General features: G+C 39.2%; 19 protein-coding genes. 8 read left to right on the plus strand and 11 right to left on the minus strand.

The genetic code is table 11. From position 1 onward, the window contains the following. Positions 1-14: 14 nt before the first annotated feature. From GPS65_RS18055 to GPS65_RS18060, 3 genes are read right to left on the minus strand one after another with little or no spacing between them, the layout of a single operon-like run. Complete coding sequence (locus tag GPS65_RS18055; RefSeq protein WP_012011055.1) at positions 15-257, minus strand: hypothetical protein; 243 nt, start codon at positions 255-257, stop codon at positions 15-17. Continuing rightward, positions 235-387, minus strand: a complete 153-nt coding sequence (locus GPS65_RS19340) for a hypothetical protein (RefSeq protein ID WP_162900861.1) — start codon at positions 385-387, stop codon at positions 235-237. Before GPS65_RS19340 ends, GPS65_RS18055 begins: the two co-directional genes overlap by 23 nt. Further along, the gene (locus tag GPS65_RS18060) at positions 384-647 is read right to left on the minus strand and encodes a helix-turn-helix transcriptional regulator (RefSeq protein WP_012011056.1); all 264 of its coding nucleotides are present in this window, start codon (positions 645-647) and stop codon (positions 384-386) included. The genes GPS65_RS19340 and GPS65_RS18060 overlap by 4 nt, the downstream gene beginning before the upstream one ends. Positions 648-805: 158 nt before the next feature. Here GPS65_RS18060 and GPS65_RS18065 point away from each other — a divergent pair, with 158 nt between their 5' ends. From GPS65_RS18065 to bioB, 3 genes are all read left to right on the plus strand, one after another. Then, entirely contained in the window at positions 806-1183 is a 378-nt protein-coding gene (locus GPS65_RS18065; RefSeq protein WP_012011057.1) for a helix-turn-helix domain-containing protein, read from the plus strand. Between the two features lie 197 nt (positions 1184-1380). Next, a complete protein-coding gene (locus GPS65_RS18070) occupies positions 1381-1731 on the plus strand; it encodes a hypothetical protein (protein ID WP_012011058.1) in 351 nt (116 codons plus the stop codon). A gap of 248 nt (positions 1732-1979) precedes the next feature. Beyond that, positions 1980-2975 carry a biotin synthase BioB gene (gene bioB, locus GPS65_RS18075; RefSeq protein WP_012011059.1) on the plus strand — a complete coding sequence of 332 codons (996 nt, stop codon included), beginning with the start codon at positions 1980-1982 and terminating at the stop codon, positions 2973-2975. 41 nt (positions 2976-3016) lie between these two features. On the opposite strand, the gene GPS65_RS18080 is transcribed toward bioB, so the two are convergent. From GPS65_RS18080 to dnaA, 8 genes are all read right to left on the minus strand, one after another. Further along, positions 3017-3490 carry a hypothetical protein gene (locus GPS65_RS18080; RefSeq protein WP_003212767.1) on the minus strand — a complete coding sequence of 158 codons (474 nt, stop codon included), beginning with the start codon at positions 3488-3490 and terminating at the stop codon, positions 3017-3019. A 764-nt stretch (positions 3491-4254) separates the two neighbouring features. Continuing rightward, complete coding sequence (gene gyrA / locus GPS65_RS18085; protein ID WP_119124309.1) at positions 4255-6783, minus strand: DNA gyrase subunit A; 2529 nt, start codon at positions 6781-6783, stop codon at positions 4255-4257. A 232-nt stretch (positions 6784-7015) separates the two neighbouring features. After that, positions 7016-8932 carry a DNA topoisomerase (ATP-hydrolyzing) subunit B gene (gene gyrB, locus GPS65_RS18090; protein WP_041816108.1) on the minus strand — a complete coding sequence of 639 codons (1917 nt, stop codon included), beginning with the start codon at positions 8930-8932 and terminating at the stop codon, positions 7016-7018. A 57-nt stretch (positions 8933-8989) separates the two neighbouring features. Then, entirely contained in the window at positions 8990-9235 is a 246-nt protein-coding gene (gene remB, locus GPS65_RS18095; protein WP_041815080.1) for an extracellular matrix regulator RemB, read from the minus strand. A 17-nt stretch (positions 9236-9252) separates the two neighbouring features. Continuing rightward, the gene (recF, locus tag GPS65_RS18100; protein WP_119124308.1) at positions 9253-10365 is read right to left on the minus strand and encodes a DNA replication/repair protein RecF; all 1113 of its coding nucleotides are present in this window, start codon (positions 10363-10365) and stop codon (positions 9253-9255) included. 16 nt (positions 10366-10381) lie between these two features. Further along, complete coding sequence (yaaA, locus tag GPS65_RS18105; RefSeq protein WP_041815077.1) at positions 10382-10597, minus strand: S4 domain-containing protein YaaA; 216 nt, start codon at positions 10595-10597, stop codon at positions 10382-10384. A 150-nt stretch (positions 10598-10747) separates the two neighbouring features. Next, positions 10748-11884 (minus strand): DNA polymerase III subunit beta, encoded by a 1137-nt coding sequence (dnaN, locus tag GPS65_RS18110; protein ID WP_041815072.1) that lies wholly within the window; start codon positions 11882-11884, stop codon positions 10748-10750. A 196-nt stretch (positions 11885-12080) separates the two neighbouring features. Beyond that, positions 12081-13421 carry a chromosomal replication initiator protein DnaA gene (dnaA, locus tag GPS65_RS18115; RefSeq protein ID WP_012008628.1) on the minus strand — a complete coding sequence of 447 codons (1341 nt, stop codon included), beginning with the start codon at positions 13419-13421 and terminating at the stop codon, positions 12081-12083. 620 nt (positions 13422-14041) lie between these two features. Here dnaA and rpmH point away from each other — a divergent pair. The 5 genes from rpmH to mnmE all read left to right on the plus strand — a co-directional run bounded on the left by rpmH (position 14042) and on the right by mnmE (position 17958). Continuing rightward, positions 14042-14176 (plus strand): 50S ribosomal protein L34, encoded by a 135-nt coding sequence (gene rpmH, locus GPS65_RS18120; protein WP_008360908.1) that lies wholly within the window; start codon positions 14042-14044, stop codon positions 14174-14176. 78 nt (positions 14177-14254) lie between these two features. After that, complete coding sequence (gene rnpA / locus GPS65_RS18125; protein ID WP_003214983.1) at positions 14255-14614, plus strand: ribonuclease P protein component; 360 nt, start codon at positions 14255-14257, stop codon at positions 14612-14614. A 158-nt stretch (positions 14615-14772) separates the two neighbouring features. Then, the gene (spoIIIJ, locus tag GPS65_RS18130) at positions 14773-15555 is read left to right on the plus strand and encodes a YidC family membrane integrase SpoIIIJ (protein ID WP_095117972.1); all 783 of its coding nucleotides are present in this window, start codon (positions 14773-14775) and stop codon (positions 15553-15555) included. Next, on the plus strand, positions 15552-16175 hold the full coding sequence (gene jag, locus GPS65_RS18135) for an RNA-binding cell elongation regulator Jag/EloR (RefSeq protein WP_012011922.1): 624 nt from the start codon (positions 15552-15554) through the stop codon (positions 16173-16175). Before spoIIIJ ends, jag begins: the two co-directional genes overlap by 4 nt. A 403-nt stretch (positions 16176-16578) precedes the next feature. Further along, complete coding sequence (mnmE, locus tag GPS65_RS18140; protein WP_012011921.1) at positions 16579-17958, plus strand: tRNA uridine-5-carboxymethylaminomethyl(34) synthesis GTPase MnmE; 1380 nt, start codon at positions 16579-16581, stop codon at positions 17956-17958. The last annotated feature ends 3 nt before the right edge of the window (positions 17959-17961 follow it).

Consider the following 17961-nt stretch of genomic DNA (forward strand, 5'->3'; position numbering starts at 1 on the left):
TATCTTGTTCGTTTTTATTCGCTTTGAGCAAGCATTTGAGGATTGTCATGATTTTCTTCCATCGTTTCATGTCGTCTTGATTCCTCCTTTGTTACTTCAGCGACCTTTTCCGCCAATAGGGTCATGTATGTTAGCTTGTCTTCTGCTGTGGAAAAAACAAACACCGGTTTCTGATGATGAAAGGTGATCCAGCCGCCAGCTTGGACTAAACAAAGCTGCGCTTCCTTTCTGGCATCAAACGTCATCTGATGTTTCATCTTCTTCAAATCCCTCCAGGCTCTCCTCAATCTCTGTTTGATATCCGTAACGTGTCATGTCATATGACCAGTAGCTTTTTGGATATCCAAAGTCATTCATCTGCGCTACCATTGGATGATCGATGTTCATTTTGTTTGTCTCTCCTTTTCAAAGAAGTGCTCTTCTTTTAAAGAATTACTCATTTCGTGTAACTTTTGATCAAAAAAAAGCTCTTGAACACCTCTATTCAGCAGATCTGCAATATGCTTTGCTATTTCTAAGCTGGGCTTCGTTCTGCCCATTTCTATATTTGCATAGCCACTTGTGTACTTATACCCTAACTTTTTCGCCATATAGGTTTGTGTTTTTCCTTGTAAAATGCGTTCTTCTCGTAAATTTTCAAGTTTCATCTTTCCACCTCTTACTCAATATGTGTAAGTTATATTCATTATGATAATATACACGAAACGAGTAAGTCAATCAATTTTTATTCTTTTTGTGTAATTATTTATCTTTTCCGTGTAATTCATGATAAAATTTACTCATAACATGAAAAAAGGTGTTTCCAATGGATAATTTGACTGGAAAGATTTTAACTGAATTAAGAGAGAAGCATGGATGGAGCAAGTCAACGGTTGCTAAAAAACTCGGCTTAAAGGCAATGTCCACTTATGCAAATTGGGAATATGGCTTGAGAAAGCCCGATGGTGAAATGATTGTGAAAATCGCCGAGTTATACGGGGTCTCAACGGACTATCTTCTCACAGGTAAGGACAAAGGCGGAACTGATGTCGATCTTGCAGACGATCCTGATTTGCAAATTGCGTTTAAGGCTGCCTCCGATTTTTCCGAAGAAGCACGAAGACAAACCATCGATTTTATTCACTACATTAAAGAAAAAGAGAAACAAAAAGGTCGTCAGCCAAAACAGCGAGACGACGATTGATATCTCTCTTCATAAAGCTTGACATTGCTGGGATGCACCCAGCTTTTTTTATGCCTCTTTTTCCCCTAAAAAAGAGAAGACTCATGAATAATATGTGACAATTTTCACCATAAATACTCTTTTTTTCACATATTTTAATTGACATATAATACTATTATTATTAATATATGTATATACTAAAAAAAGGAGTGTTACCGATGAAAAAATTAATGAAAGCTTGTACATTGTCTTTAGCTGCTTTAGGTGCTCTTACGTTCTTCCAAACTGAAGGTGCTCATGCAGCTGCACAGCCAAAAGAACCAGTCATAGCAAAAGCTCCTATTATGAATAAAGTGATTAGAGTGAACCGCACGCTTACTGTAGGTTCCTCAATCGCCGTCTCTCTTCCAGCAAGCCAAATTTCTGTGTCGGGCGCAACATATGCCATTCAATTAGATCAAACAGCTCCGAACTTCACTTGGATTCGTGCCGTACAACGCGGATCTGTCACAGTTTCTTACTATAATTCACTAGGCGAGCTTGTGATTAACTATATTACTGTTCGATAAGCTACATGACTTTACATATAAAAAGGCGATGACTTCATGATCATCGCCTTTTTGTATGTCTACGTGTATTGTTAGACTTCATGATCATCGCCTTTTTGTATGTCTACGTGTATTGTTAGACTTCATGATCATCGCCTTTTTGTATGTCTACGTGTATTGTTAGACTTCATTTATCCAATGCTTGCCAACGACCACCCTTTATGTTAACTTTTAATAAAAATAAGTTAACATAATGAGAGGAGCTTATGATGGGGAAACCAATCACTTTGTCTTGGGAAGCGATAACAGAGAAAGCGCTGAAAAATGAACGAATCACGCTGCAAGAAGGGCTAGATATTCTTGAAGCGGACGATAGAGAATTATTATCGATCATGCATGCAGCCTATCAAGTACGATTTCATTTTTTTCAAAATAAGGTGAAATTAAATATGATTTTTAACGCAAAAAGTGGTTATTGTCCTGAAAACTGCGGTTATTGTTCACAGTCGATCATTTCAAACGCACCGGTTGAACGATATACAATGCTTGATCAAAAAACGATTGTGGCTGGCGCGCGTGAGGCGCTGAAGAGAAAAGCGGGGACTTATTGTATTGTTGCGAGCGGGAGAGCACCTTCTCATAGAGAATTAGATGAGGTGACGGCAGCAGTAAAAGAGATCACGGAGACCATGCCATTGAAGGTGTGTGCATGTCTTGGGTTATTAAATGAAGACAAAGCGAAGCGGCTGAAGGAAGCAGGGGTTCATCGGTACAATCACAATATCAATACACATCAAGATCATCATCCTCACATTACGACAACTCATACATATCATGACCGCTTGTCGACCCTTAAGAAGGTCAAGCAGTCTGGCATGTCACCCTGCTCAGGGGTTATTATTGGAATGGGTGAAACCAACCAGCAAATTGTTGAAATGGCTTTTGCGCTCAGAGCCATTGATGCGGATTCCATTCCAGTCAACTTTCTTCATGCAATTGAAGGAACACCACTTGAGCATCAAGAACGAACACATCCAATCAAAGCATTGAAAGTGTTGGCACTCATGAGGTTTGTTAATCCAACCAAGGAAATTCGAGTATCTGGAGGCAGAGAGTTCAATTTACGGACGCTTCAGCCGCTTGCCCTTTATGCCGCAAATTCCATTTTCGTAGGTGATTATTTAACAACAAAAGGTCAGCAGGTTCAAACGGATCATCACATCATTGAAGATTTAGGTTTTGACATAGAAGAATGTGCATTATAAAAAAGTCTGCCGGTGAATCGGCAGACTTTTTGACAAGACAATTAGAATCTTTTATGGAAATCGACAGTGCCGCTTCCTTCCTCGCGGTCAAAGCTGCCAACAAATGTCCAGTTAATATAGCCGCCGTCACCATTATTGACGAACGTCCCATCTTCAAATACCCAAATACCAAACGTAATACCATCATATTCAACACTATCATAGTAAACCACATTGTTCAGTCCACTAAAGTCATGATCTTGGCTTAAGTTTTGGACAACGACGTTATAGTTTTGACCTGCTTCATAGAAAGCGCTGTAAGCCGCATTTTTTACAAATCCATCACGATTTTGAGATGATTTTACTGCTTGTTCAATTTTATCGGCAATGGCTACTGGATCAATCGAGACACTTCCATCGACACCTGTTGTCGTTGCAGCTTCAGCCGTTTGACCAAAAGTCGTAAGAGATAGAGGGGCAGCAACCATTGACGTAGCGATCACAGAACTAACAAAAAATTTGCTTGTTTTTCTCATTATTTCTAACTCCTCCTTTAATTGGTATGTTTATGTACTACCCCTTCTCCTGTCTCTTAAACACTATTTTATGAAAAAAATTCTTTTTCTACCAATTAAGAGGGTAATTTTACTGTTTAAAAGAGTTGAAACAACAAAAAACTACTCTTTAATAAGAGTAGTCAGACCGTAGACAAACCCTACCTTTACTTCAAGTAAAAGTGGGGTTTTCACATTTTTTTTGAAAAACATCATGTGTTTTACGCTGGACATGGTACTTTCCATGTCCAGTTTGCTAGTTTTTTAAGGCTCGACTTGCATGTATTAGGCACGCCGCCAGCGTTCGTCCTGAGCCAGGATCAAACTCTCCGAGGTATGCAGGATGCATATCACACATGCGTTGCTACACGATGTAGCGAACTTAGCATGTGATCATTTCCTGCCTCGTCAGCGTTTGACTGACTACCTATGAAACATCATAGGATTTATTATAAAAACTCGAATTAACAGGTACGTATTGTCTTGTTTAGTTTTCAAAGAACTTGTGTGTCACTCTCTTAAAGCGACCACTTAAATATATCATATATCTCTATCAACAGTCAACATTTTTCTTAAAAAACATTTTGTTTTTCTAAGAAGTTTTTACTGGGGAATGAGATAAAAAATAGAGCCTCTTTTTGCTCCTTTGAAAGATTAACATATATCTATGAAAAAAGCATTATTAATTTCAAAAAAAGTGAAGTTTTTTCAAAAAAAATAAAGCCGGTGAAAAAACCGGCTTTATTTTACTCAGATTGCTCTTGATCTGACTCTATGTTTTCTATGTTTTCTATGTTTTCTATGTTTTCTACGTTCTCTTCATTATCTTCATCGTCTTCTGGTGATTGTTCAACTAATGCCACTGTTGCGACATGTTCCTCATCACCGAGACGGATTAGGCGAACACCTTGAGTAACTCGACCTGTTGTTGAAATGTCAGAAACGGCCATACGAATGATTACACCGCTTCCTGTAATAATCATCAAGTCTTCTTCGGCTTCAGCATTCGTTGCTTTCACTGCGACAAGTGGACCGTTATTGTCAGTGATTTTGCACGTTTTAAGACCTTTACCGCCACGACTTTGAACACGGTATTCTTTTTCAGGGGTTAGTTTGCCGTATCCTTTTTCAGTTACAATCAAGACGTTTGCATCTGGCTCAAGGATTTCCATGCCTACGACAATGTCATCTTCGGAAAGTGTGATCCCTTTCACTCCAGCTGCCGTACGTCCCATTTCACGAACATCTGTCTCGTCAAATCGGATCAGCATTCCTTTTTTCGTTCCAATGATGATTTGTTTTTCTCCATTGGTTAAACGAACAGCCATCAGTTCATCTTCGTCACGAAGGCTAAGTGCAATAAGACCGTTGTTTCGAATGTTAGCGAACTGCGACAATGTCGTCCGTTTTGATACACCGTGTCTTGTTGTAAAGAAGAGATAAGAATTTTCATCAAATTCGCTTACTGGAATAATGGCGTTAATCCATTCTCCCTTTTCTACTTCAAGAAGATTAATGATCGGAATCCCTTTCGCCGTCCGTCCGAATTCAGGAATTTCGTACCCTTTCGCACGATAAACCTTCCCTTTATTAGAGAAGAAAAGAATCGTATCGTGGGTCGATGTTGAAATCAACTGTTCAACGAAATCATCTTCGTTGGTTCCCATTCCTTGGACACCTTTACCGCCTCTTTTTTGACTGCGGTATGTAGAAGCTGGGAGACGCTTGATATAACCATTATGCGTGAGCGTAATCACGATGTTTTCAACAGGAATCAAATCTTCGTCTTCAATTGTTTCGATACCCGCTGTCACAATTTCAGTACGGCGCGTATCATTGAAGCGTTCTTTAATTTCTGTTAATTCTTCTCTAATGATTTCAAGTACTTTCTCATTGTCTGCTAAAATGGCTTTTAATTCAGCAATCAAATCAACAAGTCCTTTATATTCATCTTCTATCTTTTCTCGTTCTAGACCAGTCAAACGCTGAAGTCGCATATCAAGAATAGCCTGTGCCTGTTTTTCAGACAAGCTATAGTTTTCCATCAAACCATTTCTCGCAATTTCCGCAGTTTGAGAGCCTCTAATTAAAGCAATGACTTCATCTAAGTGATCAAGTGCAATTCTCAGACCTTCTAAAATGTGTGCTCTTGCTTCTGCTTTACGCAGCTCATACGCTGTTCTTCTGCGAATGATCACTTTTTGATGCTCTAGATAATACTCAAGACATTGTTTGAGGGACAAGACTTTTGGCTGCCCATCAACAAGTGCCAATAAGTTGATACCAAATGACGTTTGAAGTGTCGTTTGTTTATAAAGATTGTTTAATAGAACATGGACGTTTGCGTCTCTACGCAGTTCAATGACAATACGCATACCATTACGGTCTGATTCATCACGCAAATCTGTAATGCCATCAATCTTTTTATCACGTACAAGATCAGCAATTTTTTCAATTAAACGGGCTTTGTTGACTTGGTAAGGAATCTCATTGATAACAATGCGCTGTTTACCGCTAGATGTTTCCTCAATATTCGATTTTGCTCTTAATGTAATAGAGCCGCGCCCTGTTTCATACGCCTTCCGAATACCACTTCGGCCAATGATTTGACCTGCTGTTGGGAAATCTGGACCTGGAATGATGTCCATAAGCTCCTGTGTGGTCATTTCCGGGTTTTGACTGATAGCCAATACCCCATCAATCACTTCACCTAGTTGGTGCGGCGGAATATTGGTCGCCATTCCTACAGCAATTCCTGTCGCTCCGTTGACCAACAAGTTAGGGAATCTTGCAGGCATCACCATTGGCTCTCTTTCACTGCCGTCATAGTTATCCTGATAATCAATAGTATCCTTAGTGATATCACGGAGGATTTCCATAGAAATCTTCGATAGACGTGCCTCGGTATAACGCATCGCCGCTGCTCCGTCTCCATCGACTGAACCAAAGTTTCCATGACCATCTACTAACATATAACGATAGTTGAAGTCTTGCGCCATACGAACCATCGCTTCGTATACAGCACTGTCACCATGAGGGTGATACTTACCGATAACTTCCCCGACGATACGTGCAGATTTCTTAAATGGTTTATCACTTGTCATACCTAGGTCATTCATCGCATACAAAATTCTTCGATGCACGGGCTTTAATCCGTCACGCACATCTGGTAATGCACGCGACACAATCACACTCATTGCATAATCTAAAAAAGACGTACGCATTTCCTGACTAATATTCACTTCGCGTACATTTGGTGTATGTTGTTCACTCACTATAAGAACCTCCCTTTACGTATCACATGAAATAAATTATGTGGGAGTAAAATATGTATTTATCTTCACAAGACTATTCTCCATTATATCAATAATCTCGTCTTTATACACATTTATTTACTAGAAAATCAACGAAAACACGGAAAAACAGGACATTGGTTACACGCTCCTATTTCTTGAAAAACAACCTTATTCCAAACAAGAAATAAGGTTGTTCTCAGTAGGGAGCTATCTAAATATCGAGGTTTTTCACGTATTGCGCATTTTCTTCGATAAAGTTTCTTCTCGGCTCTACTTTATCTCCCATGAGCATTTCAAATGTCTCATCAGCATCGATTGCATCCTCAAGTGTCACTTGAAGAAGTGTTCTCGCATCAGGATCCATTGTTGTTTCCCAAAGCTGAGCTGCATTCATTTCTCCAAGACCTTTATAACGCTGAAGTCCAGGTTTTGGTGTTTGAGAAAGTGATTTCAACAGCTCGTCTAGCTGTTTATCGTTATACACGTACTCAACACGTTTTCCTTGTTGCACTTTATATAAAGGTGGCTGTGCAATATACACATAACCGTTTTCAATGATTTCACGCATGTAGCGATAGAAGAATGTTAGAAGCAGCGTTCGAATGTGCGCTCCATCCACATCGGCATCTGTCATAATCACAACTTTGTGATAGCGAGCCTTCTCTAAATTGAAGTCTTCTCCGATTCCAGTTCCTAATGCTGTAATCATTGAACGAACCTCGTTGTTCGATAGAATTTTATCTAGTCGCGCTTTTTCAACGTTTAGGATCTTCCCTCTTAACGGCAAAATGGCTTGGAAGTGACGATCACGACCTTGCTTAGCAGATCCGCCCGCTGAATCTCCCTCTACGATATAGAGTTCAGAGATGGATGGGTCTTTAGAAGAACAGTCCGCTAGTTTCCCCGGTAAGCTGGAGACTTCCAGTGCGCTTTTACGTCTTGTCAGCTCACGTGCCTTTTTGGCAGCCATTCTTGCACGAGCTGCCATCACGCCTTTCTCCACAATTTTCTTTGCCGCATCAGGGTTCTCTAAGAGGAATTTCTCAAGTGCTTCAGAGAAAAGGGAGTCGGTAATGGTTCTTGCTTCTGAGTTCCCAAGCTTTGTCTTCGTTTGCCCTTCGAATTGAGGATCTGGATGTTTGATAGAGATAATGGCTGTTAAGCCTTCTCGCACATCTTCACCGCTCAAATTCGAGTCTCCATCTTTGAATACGCCATTTTTACGAGCATAATCATTGATCACACGCGTCAGACCTGTTTTAAAGCCTGCTTCGTGTGTTCCGCCTTCATACGTGTTGATATTGTTGGCGAAGGAATAGATGTTGCTTGTATAGGAATCGTTATATTGTAATGCCACTTCAACCGTAATTCCGTCTCTTTCACCTTCGATGTAAACAGGTTCTTCATGAACGACTTCTTTTGAGCGATTTAAATGTTCTACATAGCTCTTAATACCGCCTTCGTAGCAGTATTCATTTCGTCGTTCTTTACCTTCGCGTAAATCTTCAATAATGATGTTTACACCTTTTGTTAAGAAAGCTAATTCACGTACACGGTTAGCAAGTGTGTCGTAATCAAATTCAATGGTTTCAGTAAAAATTTCTGGATCTGGCACAAAATGAGTGGTTGTCCCTGTAACATCTGTTTCACCAATGATCTCTAAATCTCCAACTGGAACACCGCGTTTGAATTGTTGATAATGAATTTTCCCATCACGATATACGGTCACGTCTAAGGTCGTAGATAACGCATTAACAACAGATGCCCCTACGCCATGCAGACCGCCAGATACTTTATAACCACTGCCGTCAAATTTACCGCCAGCGTGAAGAACAGTCATAATAACCTCTACAGCAGGACGTCCCATTTTCTCATGAATCCCAACAGGAATTCCGCGACCATTATCTTTCACTGTAATGCTATTATCCTTTTCGATTTGCACGGTAATATCTGTGCAATATCCAGCTAAAGCCTCATCAATACTGTTGTCGACAATTTCCCATACAAGATGGTGAAGTCCTTTTGCACTGGTTGACCCAATGTACATTCCTGGACGTTTTCTAACAGCTTCTAGTCCTTCAAGCACCTGTATCTGATTTTCATCATAACTATTATGTTGCTGTTCCATTGCCACGTACATTCACCTACACTTTTCTTAAACGATATATTTATATGAATTGAGCTTTTAGACTTCAATTTCAATCACAAATGAAGCACGTTTTTTGAGCGTGCTTGAGGAAAGAGGAGAGTAATAAACAGATTTAGTTGTGACGACGATGGATTTTGGTGTCCCTTGTGATAACGAAATGATTTGTCCTTCTTGTTTTTGAAGAAACTCTTCTACAACAGAAGACGACCTCATTTTGTAATCAACAATTGCGACAATCTCTCGTGTAGAAACAACACAATCATCACCTAAATGAATATACAAGACCCACACCTCATTTATCAGTCAATTACTTTTCCACTGGCTACTCTGAAAATTTCCGCTTCTTTCAAGGTGGCGTGATCGATGCCTTCAACACTTGTTGTGGTGACGAAGGTCTGTACACGTCCCTGAATGGTATGGAGCAAATGAGACTGTCTGTAATCATCAAGTTCAGATAAAACATCATCGAGTAGAAGAATGGGATATTCTCCGATTTCTTCGTGTATCAAGTCGATTTCTGCCAGCTTTAGTGAAAGAGCTGTTGTTCTTTGTTGCCCTTGAGAGCCATATGTCTGAACATCCCGACCATTCACAAAGAAAAGAATGTCATCTCTGTGAGGTCCCCACAGCGTCACTCCTCGGTCTATTTCTCTGTCTCTTAGTTTCTGAAACGATTCTTCATAGCTATTCTTTATTTTCGACAAGTCTGACGCTTCTGATACCTCTATCGCCGTGTGGTATTGGAGCGTGAGTGTTTCTAGCTCTCTAGAAATGCCAAAATGCAACGGCTGCGCCCATTTTTCGAGCTGTTTCGTAAAAGTCAGTCGTCTTTTGACAACCTTCGCTGCCGCATCAATCAATTGCTCTGTTAAAACCTCCAGCATCGCTTGATCCGTTTGCTTTCTAGTCTGCAATTGTTTCAAGTAATGATTCCGCTGAGAGAGAATTTTTTGATAGAGCGATAAATCATGCAAGTAGACAGCAGAAACTTGTCCAATCTCCATATCGAGGAATCTTCTGCGGATTTGCGGGCTGCCCTTTACAAGACTTAAGTCCTCTGGTGCAAACATGATGGTGTTTAGCGCACCAACATAATGACTGAGCTTCTGTTGTTCAATGTGATTGACCTTGCCCTTTTTCCCTTTTTTTGAAATCACGAGCTGCATTGGGAGTGGACCATTTTTTTTGATGACTCTACCTTCTATTTTAGCATAGTCTTGGTCCCATCGGATAAGTTCTTTATCATTTGACGTACGATGCGACTTTGCCATCGACAATACATAGATCGCTTCCATCAAGTTCGTTTTACCTTGGGCATTCTCACCGATCATGACATTCACCTTGTTGTCGAATTGAAGCTCGGTGTGTTCATAGTTTCGGTATGAAGTTAACGCCAGACTTTGAATGTACATGTATTGTCACCCGTTTCTAATTCACAACTTGAAATGTGCCATAACCTTCTATCTCGACAACATCTCCTGGGTATAGTTTGCGTCCCCGTCTATTATCTGGCTCTTGATTAATGAACACCTCATGTTCACTCAAAAACCATTTCGCCATTCCGCCAGATTGGATGACTTCGGCTAATTTCAAAAATTGCCCTAATGTAATCATTTCTTTCTCAATGGTTATAGGATTAGGCATTATATCGACCTCTTTCAATATCACTAATATCTAATTGTACTAAAAAACAAGACAAGAAGGAAAGGGGGAAAGCGAACTGGGATGAAAGAAAGCATGGTAAACGAGAAGAAAAGCTGCTATGCACTCACACAGCAGCTATTTTAGATTGAATTAATATGTTCTGACTGGAAGAATCAACTGCAAGATTGAATCATCATTTGGCGTGCGCAACAGGAACGGTCTCATAGCACCAGTAAAACTTACATGAATCTCTGTTCCCTCTAATACTTTTAACGCATCTAGCATATATTTTGGACTAAAGGAGATTTTAAGGTCCTCCCCTTTAATGTCATCTGCTTGAACTGTTTCGACTACTTTACCGATTTCAGGTGAATTAGAAGAAATCTCAAGGCTTTGTTCAGGATCAGCTGACAGCTTTACGACATTATTGCGTCCTTCTCTTGCCAAAAGTGATGCACGATCAATGGCTTGAAGGAATTCCTTTGTGTTGACCACAACATCCGTTTTACTTTCCTGCGGGATCAGGCGAGCTGTATCTGGATAATTCCCATCCAGCAATCTTGAGAAGAACAACACGTTTTGTGCTTTAAAGAGAACTTGAGTTTCTGTAATCACGATGCTCACAAGATCTTGCCCATCATCAAGGATTCTACTTAGCTCTGTTAAACTCTTCCCTGGAATGACGACATTGTATGAGCTTTCCTCGTCAATATCCAACTTCGCTTTTCTTAAAGCAAGACGGTGGCTATCGGTCGCTGTGCATATTAATTCACCTTTTTCCACCTTCCAGTTTACACCTGTCAAGATAGGTCGTGTTTCTGAGGTGGACACTGCAAAAACAGTTTGACGAATTAAGTTTTTAAGCAGATCTGTTGGAATTTGAAATGCATGATGCTCTTCAATTTGCGGAAGATGCGGATACTCTTCAGCATCTAAGCCGTTTAAGTTAAATTCTGCTGAACCAGAACGAATGATGGTGAGGTGATTTTGTTCTACTTCAATTTCGACAGTAGCCATTGGCAGTTTCTTCACAATTTCACTAAAGAAGCGAGCCTGAAGCACAATACTTCCTGGACGATCAATCGTAATTACTTCTAAATCTCCATCTCTTTGAGGAATAAAGGATTCAATTGAGATATCAGAGTCACTTCCTGTGAGAGAAACCCCCTCATCAGATGCTACAATTTTTATCCCTGTCAAAATAGGTATCGTTGTTCTAGAGGATACGGCCTTTAATACATCTTGGACACTTTCGACAAGACGATCTTTTTGAATCGTGAATTTCATAGTGGTCCTCCTAAATTTTCTTAATGACATGTATATATATTTTATTAATAAAAATCGTAGAAGTAATAGTAGGGCTTGTGAATATGTGGATAAGTCGGTAAAAAGAAAGGAAAGACAGCCTATCCACATGTGGACAGACTGTGTATGACTATGCTCTAGTTATTCACATTTTCCCGTACTTATTATATCAGCTAGGTTATTTTAATTGTTCTTTTATTTCTTTGACATGCTGCTGAAGCTGTTCATCCTCAACCATTAATTTCGAAATCTTCTCATGAGCGTGAATGACAGTCGTATGATCACGACCTCCAAATTCTTCTCCTATTTTAGGCAGAGAGGAATCGGTCATTTCTCTAGAGAGATACATGGCAATTTGTCTTGGATAAGCAACTGACTTCGTACGTTTCTTCGCTTTGAAATCCTCTAAACGGATATTAAATTGCTGCCCTACAATTCTTTGAATATCTTTAATTGTAATGACCCTTGGCTTCGACGAAGGAATGATGTCCTTTAGCGCCTCAGCTGCTAGATCCGCATTAATGTCTTTATTAATTAAAGAAGAGTAAGCAACGACACGAATCAAAGCACCCTCCAGTTCACGAATGTTGCTGTCGATTTGATTGGCAATATAGAGCATCACTTCATTCGGAATATCTAATCCCTCTGCTTTTGCCTTTTTTCGTAAAATCGCAATACGCGTTTCTAAATCTGGCGGGGTAATGTCCGTGATTAGGCCCCATTCGAATCGAGAGCGTAATCTGTCTTCAAGTGTCGGAATTTCTTTCGGCGGCCGGTCACTAGAAATGACGATTTGCTTACTTTCTTCGTGAAGTGTGTTGAATGTATGGAAAAACTCTTCTTGTGTTTGTTCTTTTCCTGCTAAAAATTGAATATCATCTATCAAAAGCACATCGACATTCCGATAGCGATTACGGAAATCGACAGCTTTGTTGTCTCGGATTGAGTTGATAAATTCATTTGTAAATTTTTCAGATGATAGATAGACCACTTTGGCTGATGGATTATGGTCGATGACATAATGACCAATCGCATGCATCAAGTGAGTCTTTCCTAAACCAACGCCCCCATAAATAAAGAGCGGATTATATGCTTTTGCTGGTGCTTCCGCAACTGCAAGTGAAGCGGCATGCGCAAATCGGTTGCCTGAACCAATAACAAAAGTATCAAATGTATATTTTGGATTCAGCATATTTTGTGGAATATCGACGGGATCTTCTTTAGACATCTTTTTAATTGGAGACTTTGGCATAGCTTCCACTTCATCCTGATTTTGAGGAATAATAAATTTAATGCTGAGCTCTTCACCTGTCAGTTCGTAGATGGTATCAGCAATTAAGTGAAGATATCTTGATTCCAACCAGTCTCTAGCAAATTCATTAGGTGCTGTAATTGTGAGCGTATCACCTTGAAGAGAATGGGCTTTTGTCGATTTCATCCATGTCTCAAAACTAGGTTTGCTCAACTTTGTCTCTATTTTTTGAAGTGCTTTATTCCACAGATCCAAAATATTTTCCATAAGGCTTCTCCCCCCTCCTTTTCTTTTTAAAATGACCAGTATCAAACTGTTATAGAACACGAAAAAGAGCAAATGGTCATCACCATTCGTGCACATACATTGTTGAAAACAAATAATATAGTAGAAAAACGTCTTTTCGACAAATCACACAGTCTGTGGATAAACAATTCAACAATCTGTGTAATATCTTTCCACAGGTTGTCCACAATTTGTGGATAACATAAATAGGTCAGATAAGTAATTAAGAGTTAAAACACAAATATAATATCAAAATAAACAAGATGGCGCAATGGGTGTCACAAACTTATCCACACACTTTACATCCTGTTGAAAAATAATTATCCACATCAGTTATTTGTGTGAAAAAAATGTCGATAATGAATGTGGATAGTCTAAATATGCCAAAAACATATCCACACCCTTGTTTTGGAGACCTTTTAGGAGGAAAAAGAGAAGAAAATGTTAGAAACTAAAAAAGAAGGTTTCTTCGTTTGATAAATTATGTTATGCTTATAAGGTTGATAATAAGAGTTTTATCATTGATATTGACAATCGATGGGTTACACAAATATAATGAGTTAGACTGTCTTAAACAGCTATTCCTCAGGGAGGTGTCATACATGAAAAGAACGTTTCAACCAAATAACCGTAAGCGTAGTAAAGTTCATGGCTTCCGCAGCCGTATGAGTTCTAAGAACGGACGTCTAGTTTTAAAGCGACGCCGCAGCAAAGGTAGAAAAAAATTATCAGCTTAGGCCACTGAATAATGTCAGTGGTCTTTTTTACATAAAATCGTAAATGAACTGTCAGTTTTTATCGGAGTGGAAGAAAACATGAAGAAGCGAAACAGGCTAAAAAAAAATGAAGAGTTTCAAAAAGTGTTTAAAAAAGGTCAATCAATGGCGAATCGTCAATTCGTTATTTACCAGCTGGATCAACCAAATCAAGATGAACTGCGTTTAGGATTGTCTGTGAGTAAGAAGATTGGTAATGCAGTGATGAGAAATCGAATTAAACGACTGATCCGTCAGGTGTTTTTAGAGGAAGGTCATAAGTTAAAGCAAGAAAAAGACTACATTGTCATTGCGAGAAAACCAGCAAGTGAATTGACCTTTGAAGAAACAAAGAAGTCTCTCCAACATTTATTTAGAAAATCCGCTGTTTATCAACAACAACCGAAAAAGTCTTCGTAATAGAAACTTTCGTTGAATCAATTTTTAAAAGCGCTTCCTTCATCTAGTGAATTAAAATGAAACCACCACTTTGTAATGAAAAAATGTTACCATACTGATTAGGTGAGTCACTTTCGTAATCATTTCCAACTTAAATATAGTTTGAAGTAATGGGAGGAATCTTGTTGAAAAGGCGATTATTACTAATATTTAGCTTGATTGGCGCATTGGTTCTATTGGCAGGATGTACACAAATTAATGAACCAATCACATCAGATAGTAAGGGATTCTGGAACTCTTATATTGTTTACCCGCTATCTCAATTAATCACGTACATGGCAAATTTGACTGGTGAAAACTACGGAGTTGCGATCATTATTGTGACACTGTTAATCCGCTTGCTCATTTTACCATTAATGATTAAGCAGTTAAGAAGTACAAAAGCAATGCAAGCATTGCAGCCTGAACTGAAAAAGCTTCGTGAAAAATATAGCTCTAAAGATCAAAAAACTCAGCAGCAGCTTCAGCAGGAAACAATGGCTCTTTTCCAAAAAAATGGCGTCAATCCATTAGCCGGATGTTTCCCGATTTTAATTCAGATGCCAATCCTAATCGGATTCTATCATGCGATTATGAGAACAGCTGAAATTAAAAAGCATACTTTCTTATGGTTTGACTTAGGCAGTCCAGATCCATTATTCCTATTACCGATCATTGCGGGGGTAGCTACTTTCATTCAGCAAAAACTGATGATGGCTGGAAATCCTTCGGACAACCCTCAAATGGCGATCATGTTATGGGTTATGCCGATTATGATCATTGTATTTGCTATTAGTTTCCCAGCAGCACTTTCATTGTACTGGGTTGTAGGTAACATTTTCATGATCATCCAAACATTAGTGATTAAAACTCCTCAAGTAAAATTAGATACAAAAGAAAAAGCTGGCGGGAATAAAAAATGAAGGAAATAACTGCTGTCGGTCGCACAATCGAAGAAGCAGTAGATTCCGGACTTAAACAAATTCAGCTTCTAAAAGAAGAAGTAGACATCACAATTGTGGATGAAGGAAATAAAGGGTTTTTAGGATTATTTGGTAAAAGACAAGCTGTAGTCAAATTGGTAGAAAAGAGAAATGCTCTTAAATTAGCTACACAATATTTAGATAATATTGTTAAATCCATTGATCCTAAAGCGAAGATTGTTTCCAAACAGGAGCCGAAAAAGATTTCTTTCCATATTGATGGAGATAAAACGTCATTAATGATTGGAAAAAGAGGACAAACTTTGTACTCTTTAGAAACTTTGGTACAGTTAGTGTTTAATCGCTATTCTGATCAGTATCATCATATTACCATTGATATTGGAGATTATAGGAAGAAGCGACAAGAAGCACTTGAACAATATGCCGTCAAGACGGCAAACAAAGTTTTAAAAACGAAGAGAAAAGTTCACTTAGAACCAATGCCTTCGAACGAACGAAAAGTAATTCATGATACGATCGCTACTTTTTCTAAAGAACTAGCAACGGCATCGGAAGATACAGGTAGTAAGCGTCATGTAGTGGTGCTGTATAAAAAATAACAGAAAGACTAGAATTCAGCAAAGCTGGATTTTAGTCTTTTTTTATTGAAAAATTGTGTATCTATAGAAGATTCATCCTTTATTTCTAAAAAGTTAGGGTGTAAGTTGAGTCGAAAATGCCATTTTTACAAGTAAACAAAGGCATCGGGGCGTTTAAATTTATCGGGTTTCGGTGTAAGATGTGAAGATAAGTTTAGAACGTCGTTATTCACATGTGGATAAGTTAAGTGTTAAAATAGATAGGATGCAAAGCTGTGGATAATTGGATAGAGGATACTTTCACTTCGCTTTCATTTATGGTATCTTTAAATTTTGGATTAAGCGTTTTTGATATAGAGATGGACAACGTCCATTTAATAGATAAAAGACTGTCTATTAAAGTAGAGAAAGAGGTGATTGAGCGATGGATACAATTGCAGCCATTTCGACACCGATGGGTGAAGGAGCAATCGCGATTATTCGTTTAAGTGGGCCTGAAGCGGTGCAGATCGCTGATAGGATGTATAAAGGACCTAAGGAGAAAAAACTTGTATCAGTGGATTCTCATACCATCCATTATGGTCATATTGTGGATGCAAGAACTGATCAAGTAATAGAAGAGGTCATGGTGTCAGTACTTCGAGCGCCAAAAACATTTACGAGAGAAGACGTTATTGAGATTAACTGCCATGGCGGAATTGTAACGGTCAATAAAGTATTGCAGCTTGCTTTAAGAGAAGGAGCAAGATTAGCGGAGCCAGGTGAGTTCACAAAGCGTGCTTTCTTAAATGGAAGAATAGATCTATCGCAAGCAGAGGCTGTCATGGACTTGATTCGGGCAAAGACGGATCGGGCGATGAATGTAGCGATCACTCAAATGGAGGGACGTCTCTCCGGTTTGGTTCAGCGACTGCGCGGCGAGATCCTAGAAACATTGGCGCATATTGAAGTCAATATTGACTACCCTGAGTATGACGATGTTGAAGAAATGACACATCGCGTCTTAGTGGAAAAAGCGACATCGGTCAAAAAAGAAATTGAGTCGCTACTCTCGACTTCTCACCAAGGGAAAATTCTTCGAGAGGGCTTATCCACTGTCATTATAGGAAGGCCAAATGTTGGAAAGTCTTCCTTGTTGAATAGCCTTGTACAGGAAACAAAGGCCATTGTCACAGATATTCCTGGAACTACGAGAGACGTTATTGAGGAATATGTGAATGTACGAGGCGTACCTCTCCGTCTAGTCGATACTGCGGGTATACGTGAGACAGAGGACATTGTTGAGCGTATAGGGGTTGAACGATCTAGACAGGTCTTAAAAGAAGCTGACCTGATTTTACTTGTGCTCAATTATAGCGAAGAATTATCGGAAGAAGATATTAAACTTTTTGAGGCTGTCTCAGGTATGGATATCATCGTGATTGTGAATAAGACAGACCTTGAGCCTAAGCTTGATGTAGAAAAGGTCAAGCAGTTAGCAAAGGATCGTCCGGTGGTCACTACATCATTATTACAAGAAAAGGGCATTGATGAGCTTGAAATGGCAATTCAATCACTGTTCTTCACTGGATCAATTGAAAGTGGAGATTTAACGTATGTAAGTAATACAAGGCATATTGCTCTTCTTCAGGCAGCAAAACAATCAATTGAAGATGCACTTGAAGGAATTGAAATGGATGTACCAATCGACATTGTTCAAATAGATTTAACACGCTGCTGGGAACAGCTCGGTGAAATTATAGGAGATGCTGTTCATGAAAGCTTGATTGATCAGTTATTCTCTCAATTCTGTTTAGGAAAGTAAAGG

It is taken from the genome of Bacillus pumilus, assembly GCF_009937765.1.
Classification (GTDB): Bacteria; Bacillota; Bacilli; order Bacillales; family Bacillaceae; genus Bacillus; species Bacillus pumilus_O.

What these genes read in the sequence shown, in the direction of transcription:
- dnaA (WP_012008628.1), bottom strand. Translation starts at nt 13,421, where the DNA reads ATGGAAAATATTTTGGATCTGTGGAATAAAGCACTTCAAAAAATAGAG.
- yaaA (WP_041815077.1), bottom strand. Translation starts at nt 10,597, where the DNA reads ATGCCTAATCCTATAACCATTGAGAAAGAAATGATTACATTAGGGCAA.
- recF (WP_119124308.1), bottom strand. Translation starts at nt 10,365, where the DNA reads ATGTACATTCAAAGTCTGGCGTTAACTTCATACCGAAACTATGAACAC.
- GPS65_RS18080 (WP_003212767.1), bottom strand. Translation starts at nt 3,490, where the DNA reads ATGAGAAAAACAAGCAAATTTTTTGTTAGTTCTGTGATCGCTACGTCA.
- GPS65_RS18055 (WP_012011055.1), bottom strand. Translation starts at nt 257, where the DNA reads ATGAAACATCAGATGACGTTTGATGCCAGAAAGGAAGCGCAGCTTTGT.
- rpmH (WP_008360908.1), top strand. Translation starts at nt 14,042, where the DNA reads ATGAAAAGAACGTTTCAACCAAATAACCGTAAGCGTAGTAAAGTTCAT.
- dnaN (WP_041815072.1), bottom strand. Translation starts at nt 11,884, where the DNA reads ATGAAATTCACGATTCAAAAAGATCGTCTTGTCGAAAGTGTCCAAGAT.
- rnpA (WP_003214983.1), top strand. Translation starts at nt 14,255, where the DNA reads ATGAAGAAGCGAAACAGGCTAAAAAAAAATGAAGAGTTTCAAAAAGTG.
- gyrB (WP_041816108.1), bottom strand. Translation starts at nt 8,932, where the DNA reads ATGGAACAGCAACATAATAGTTATGATGAAAATCAGATACAGGTGCTT.
- GPS65_RS18065 (WP_012011057.1), top strand. Translation starts at nt 806, where the DNA reads ATGGATAATTTGACTGGAAAGATTTTAACTGAATTAAGAGAGAAGCAT.
- GPS65_RS18070 (WP_012011058.1), top strand. Translation starts at nt 1,381, where the DNA reads ATGAAAAAATTAATGAAAGCTTGTACATTGTCTTTAGCTGCTTTAGGT.
- GPS65_RS18060 (WP_012011056.1), bottom strand. Translation starts at nt 647, where the DNA reads ATGAAACTTGAAAATTTACGAGAAGAACGCATTTTACAAGGAAAAACA.
- bioB (WP_012011059.1), top strand. Translation starts at nt 1,980, where the DNA reads ATGGGGAAACCAATCACTTTGTCTTGGGAAGCGATAACAGAGAAAGCG.
- jag (WP_012011922.1), top strand. Translation starts at nt 15,552, where the DNA reads ATGAAGGAAATAACTGCTGTCGGTCGCACAATCGAAGAAGCAGTAGAT.
- mnmE (WP_012011921.1), top strand. Translation starts at nt 16,579, where the DNA reads ATGGATACAATTGCAGCCATTTCGACACCGATGGGTGAAGGAGCAATC.
- GPS65_RS19340 (WP_162900861.1), bottom strand. Translation starts at nt 387, where the DNA reads ATGAACATCGATCATCCAATGGTAGCGCAGATGAATGACTTTGGATAT.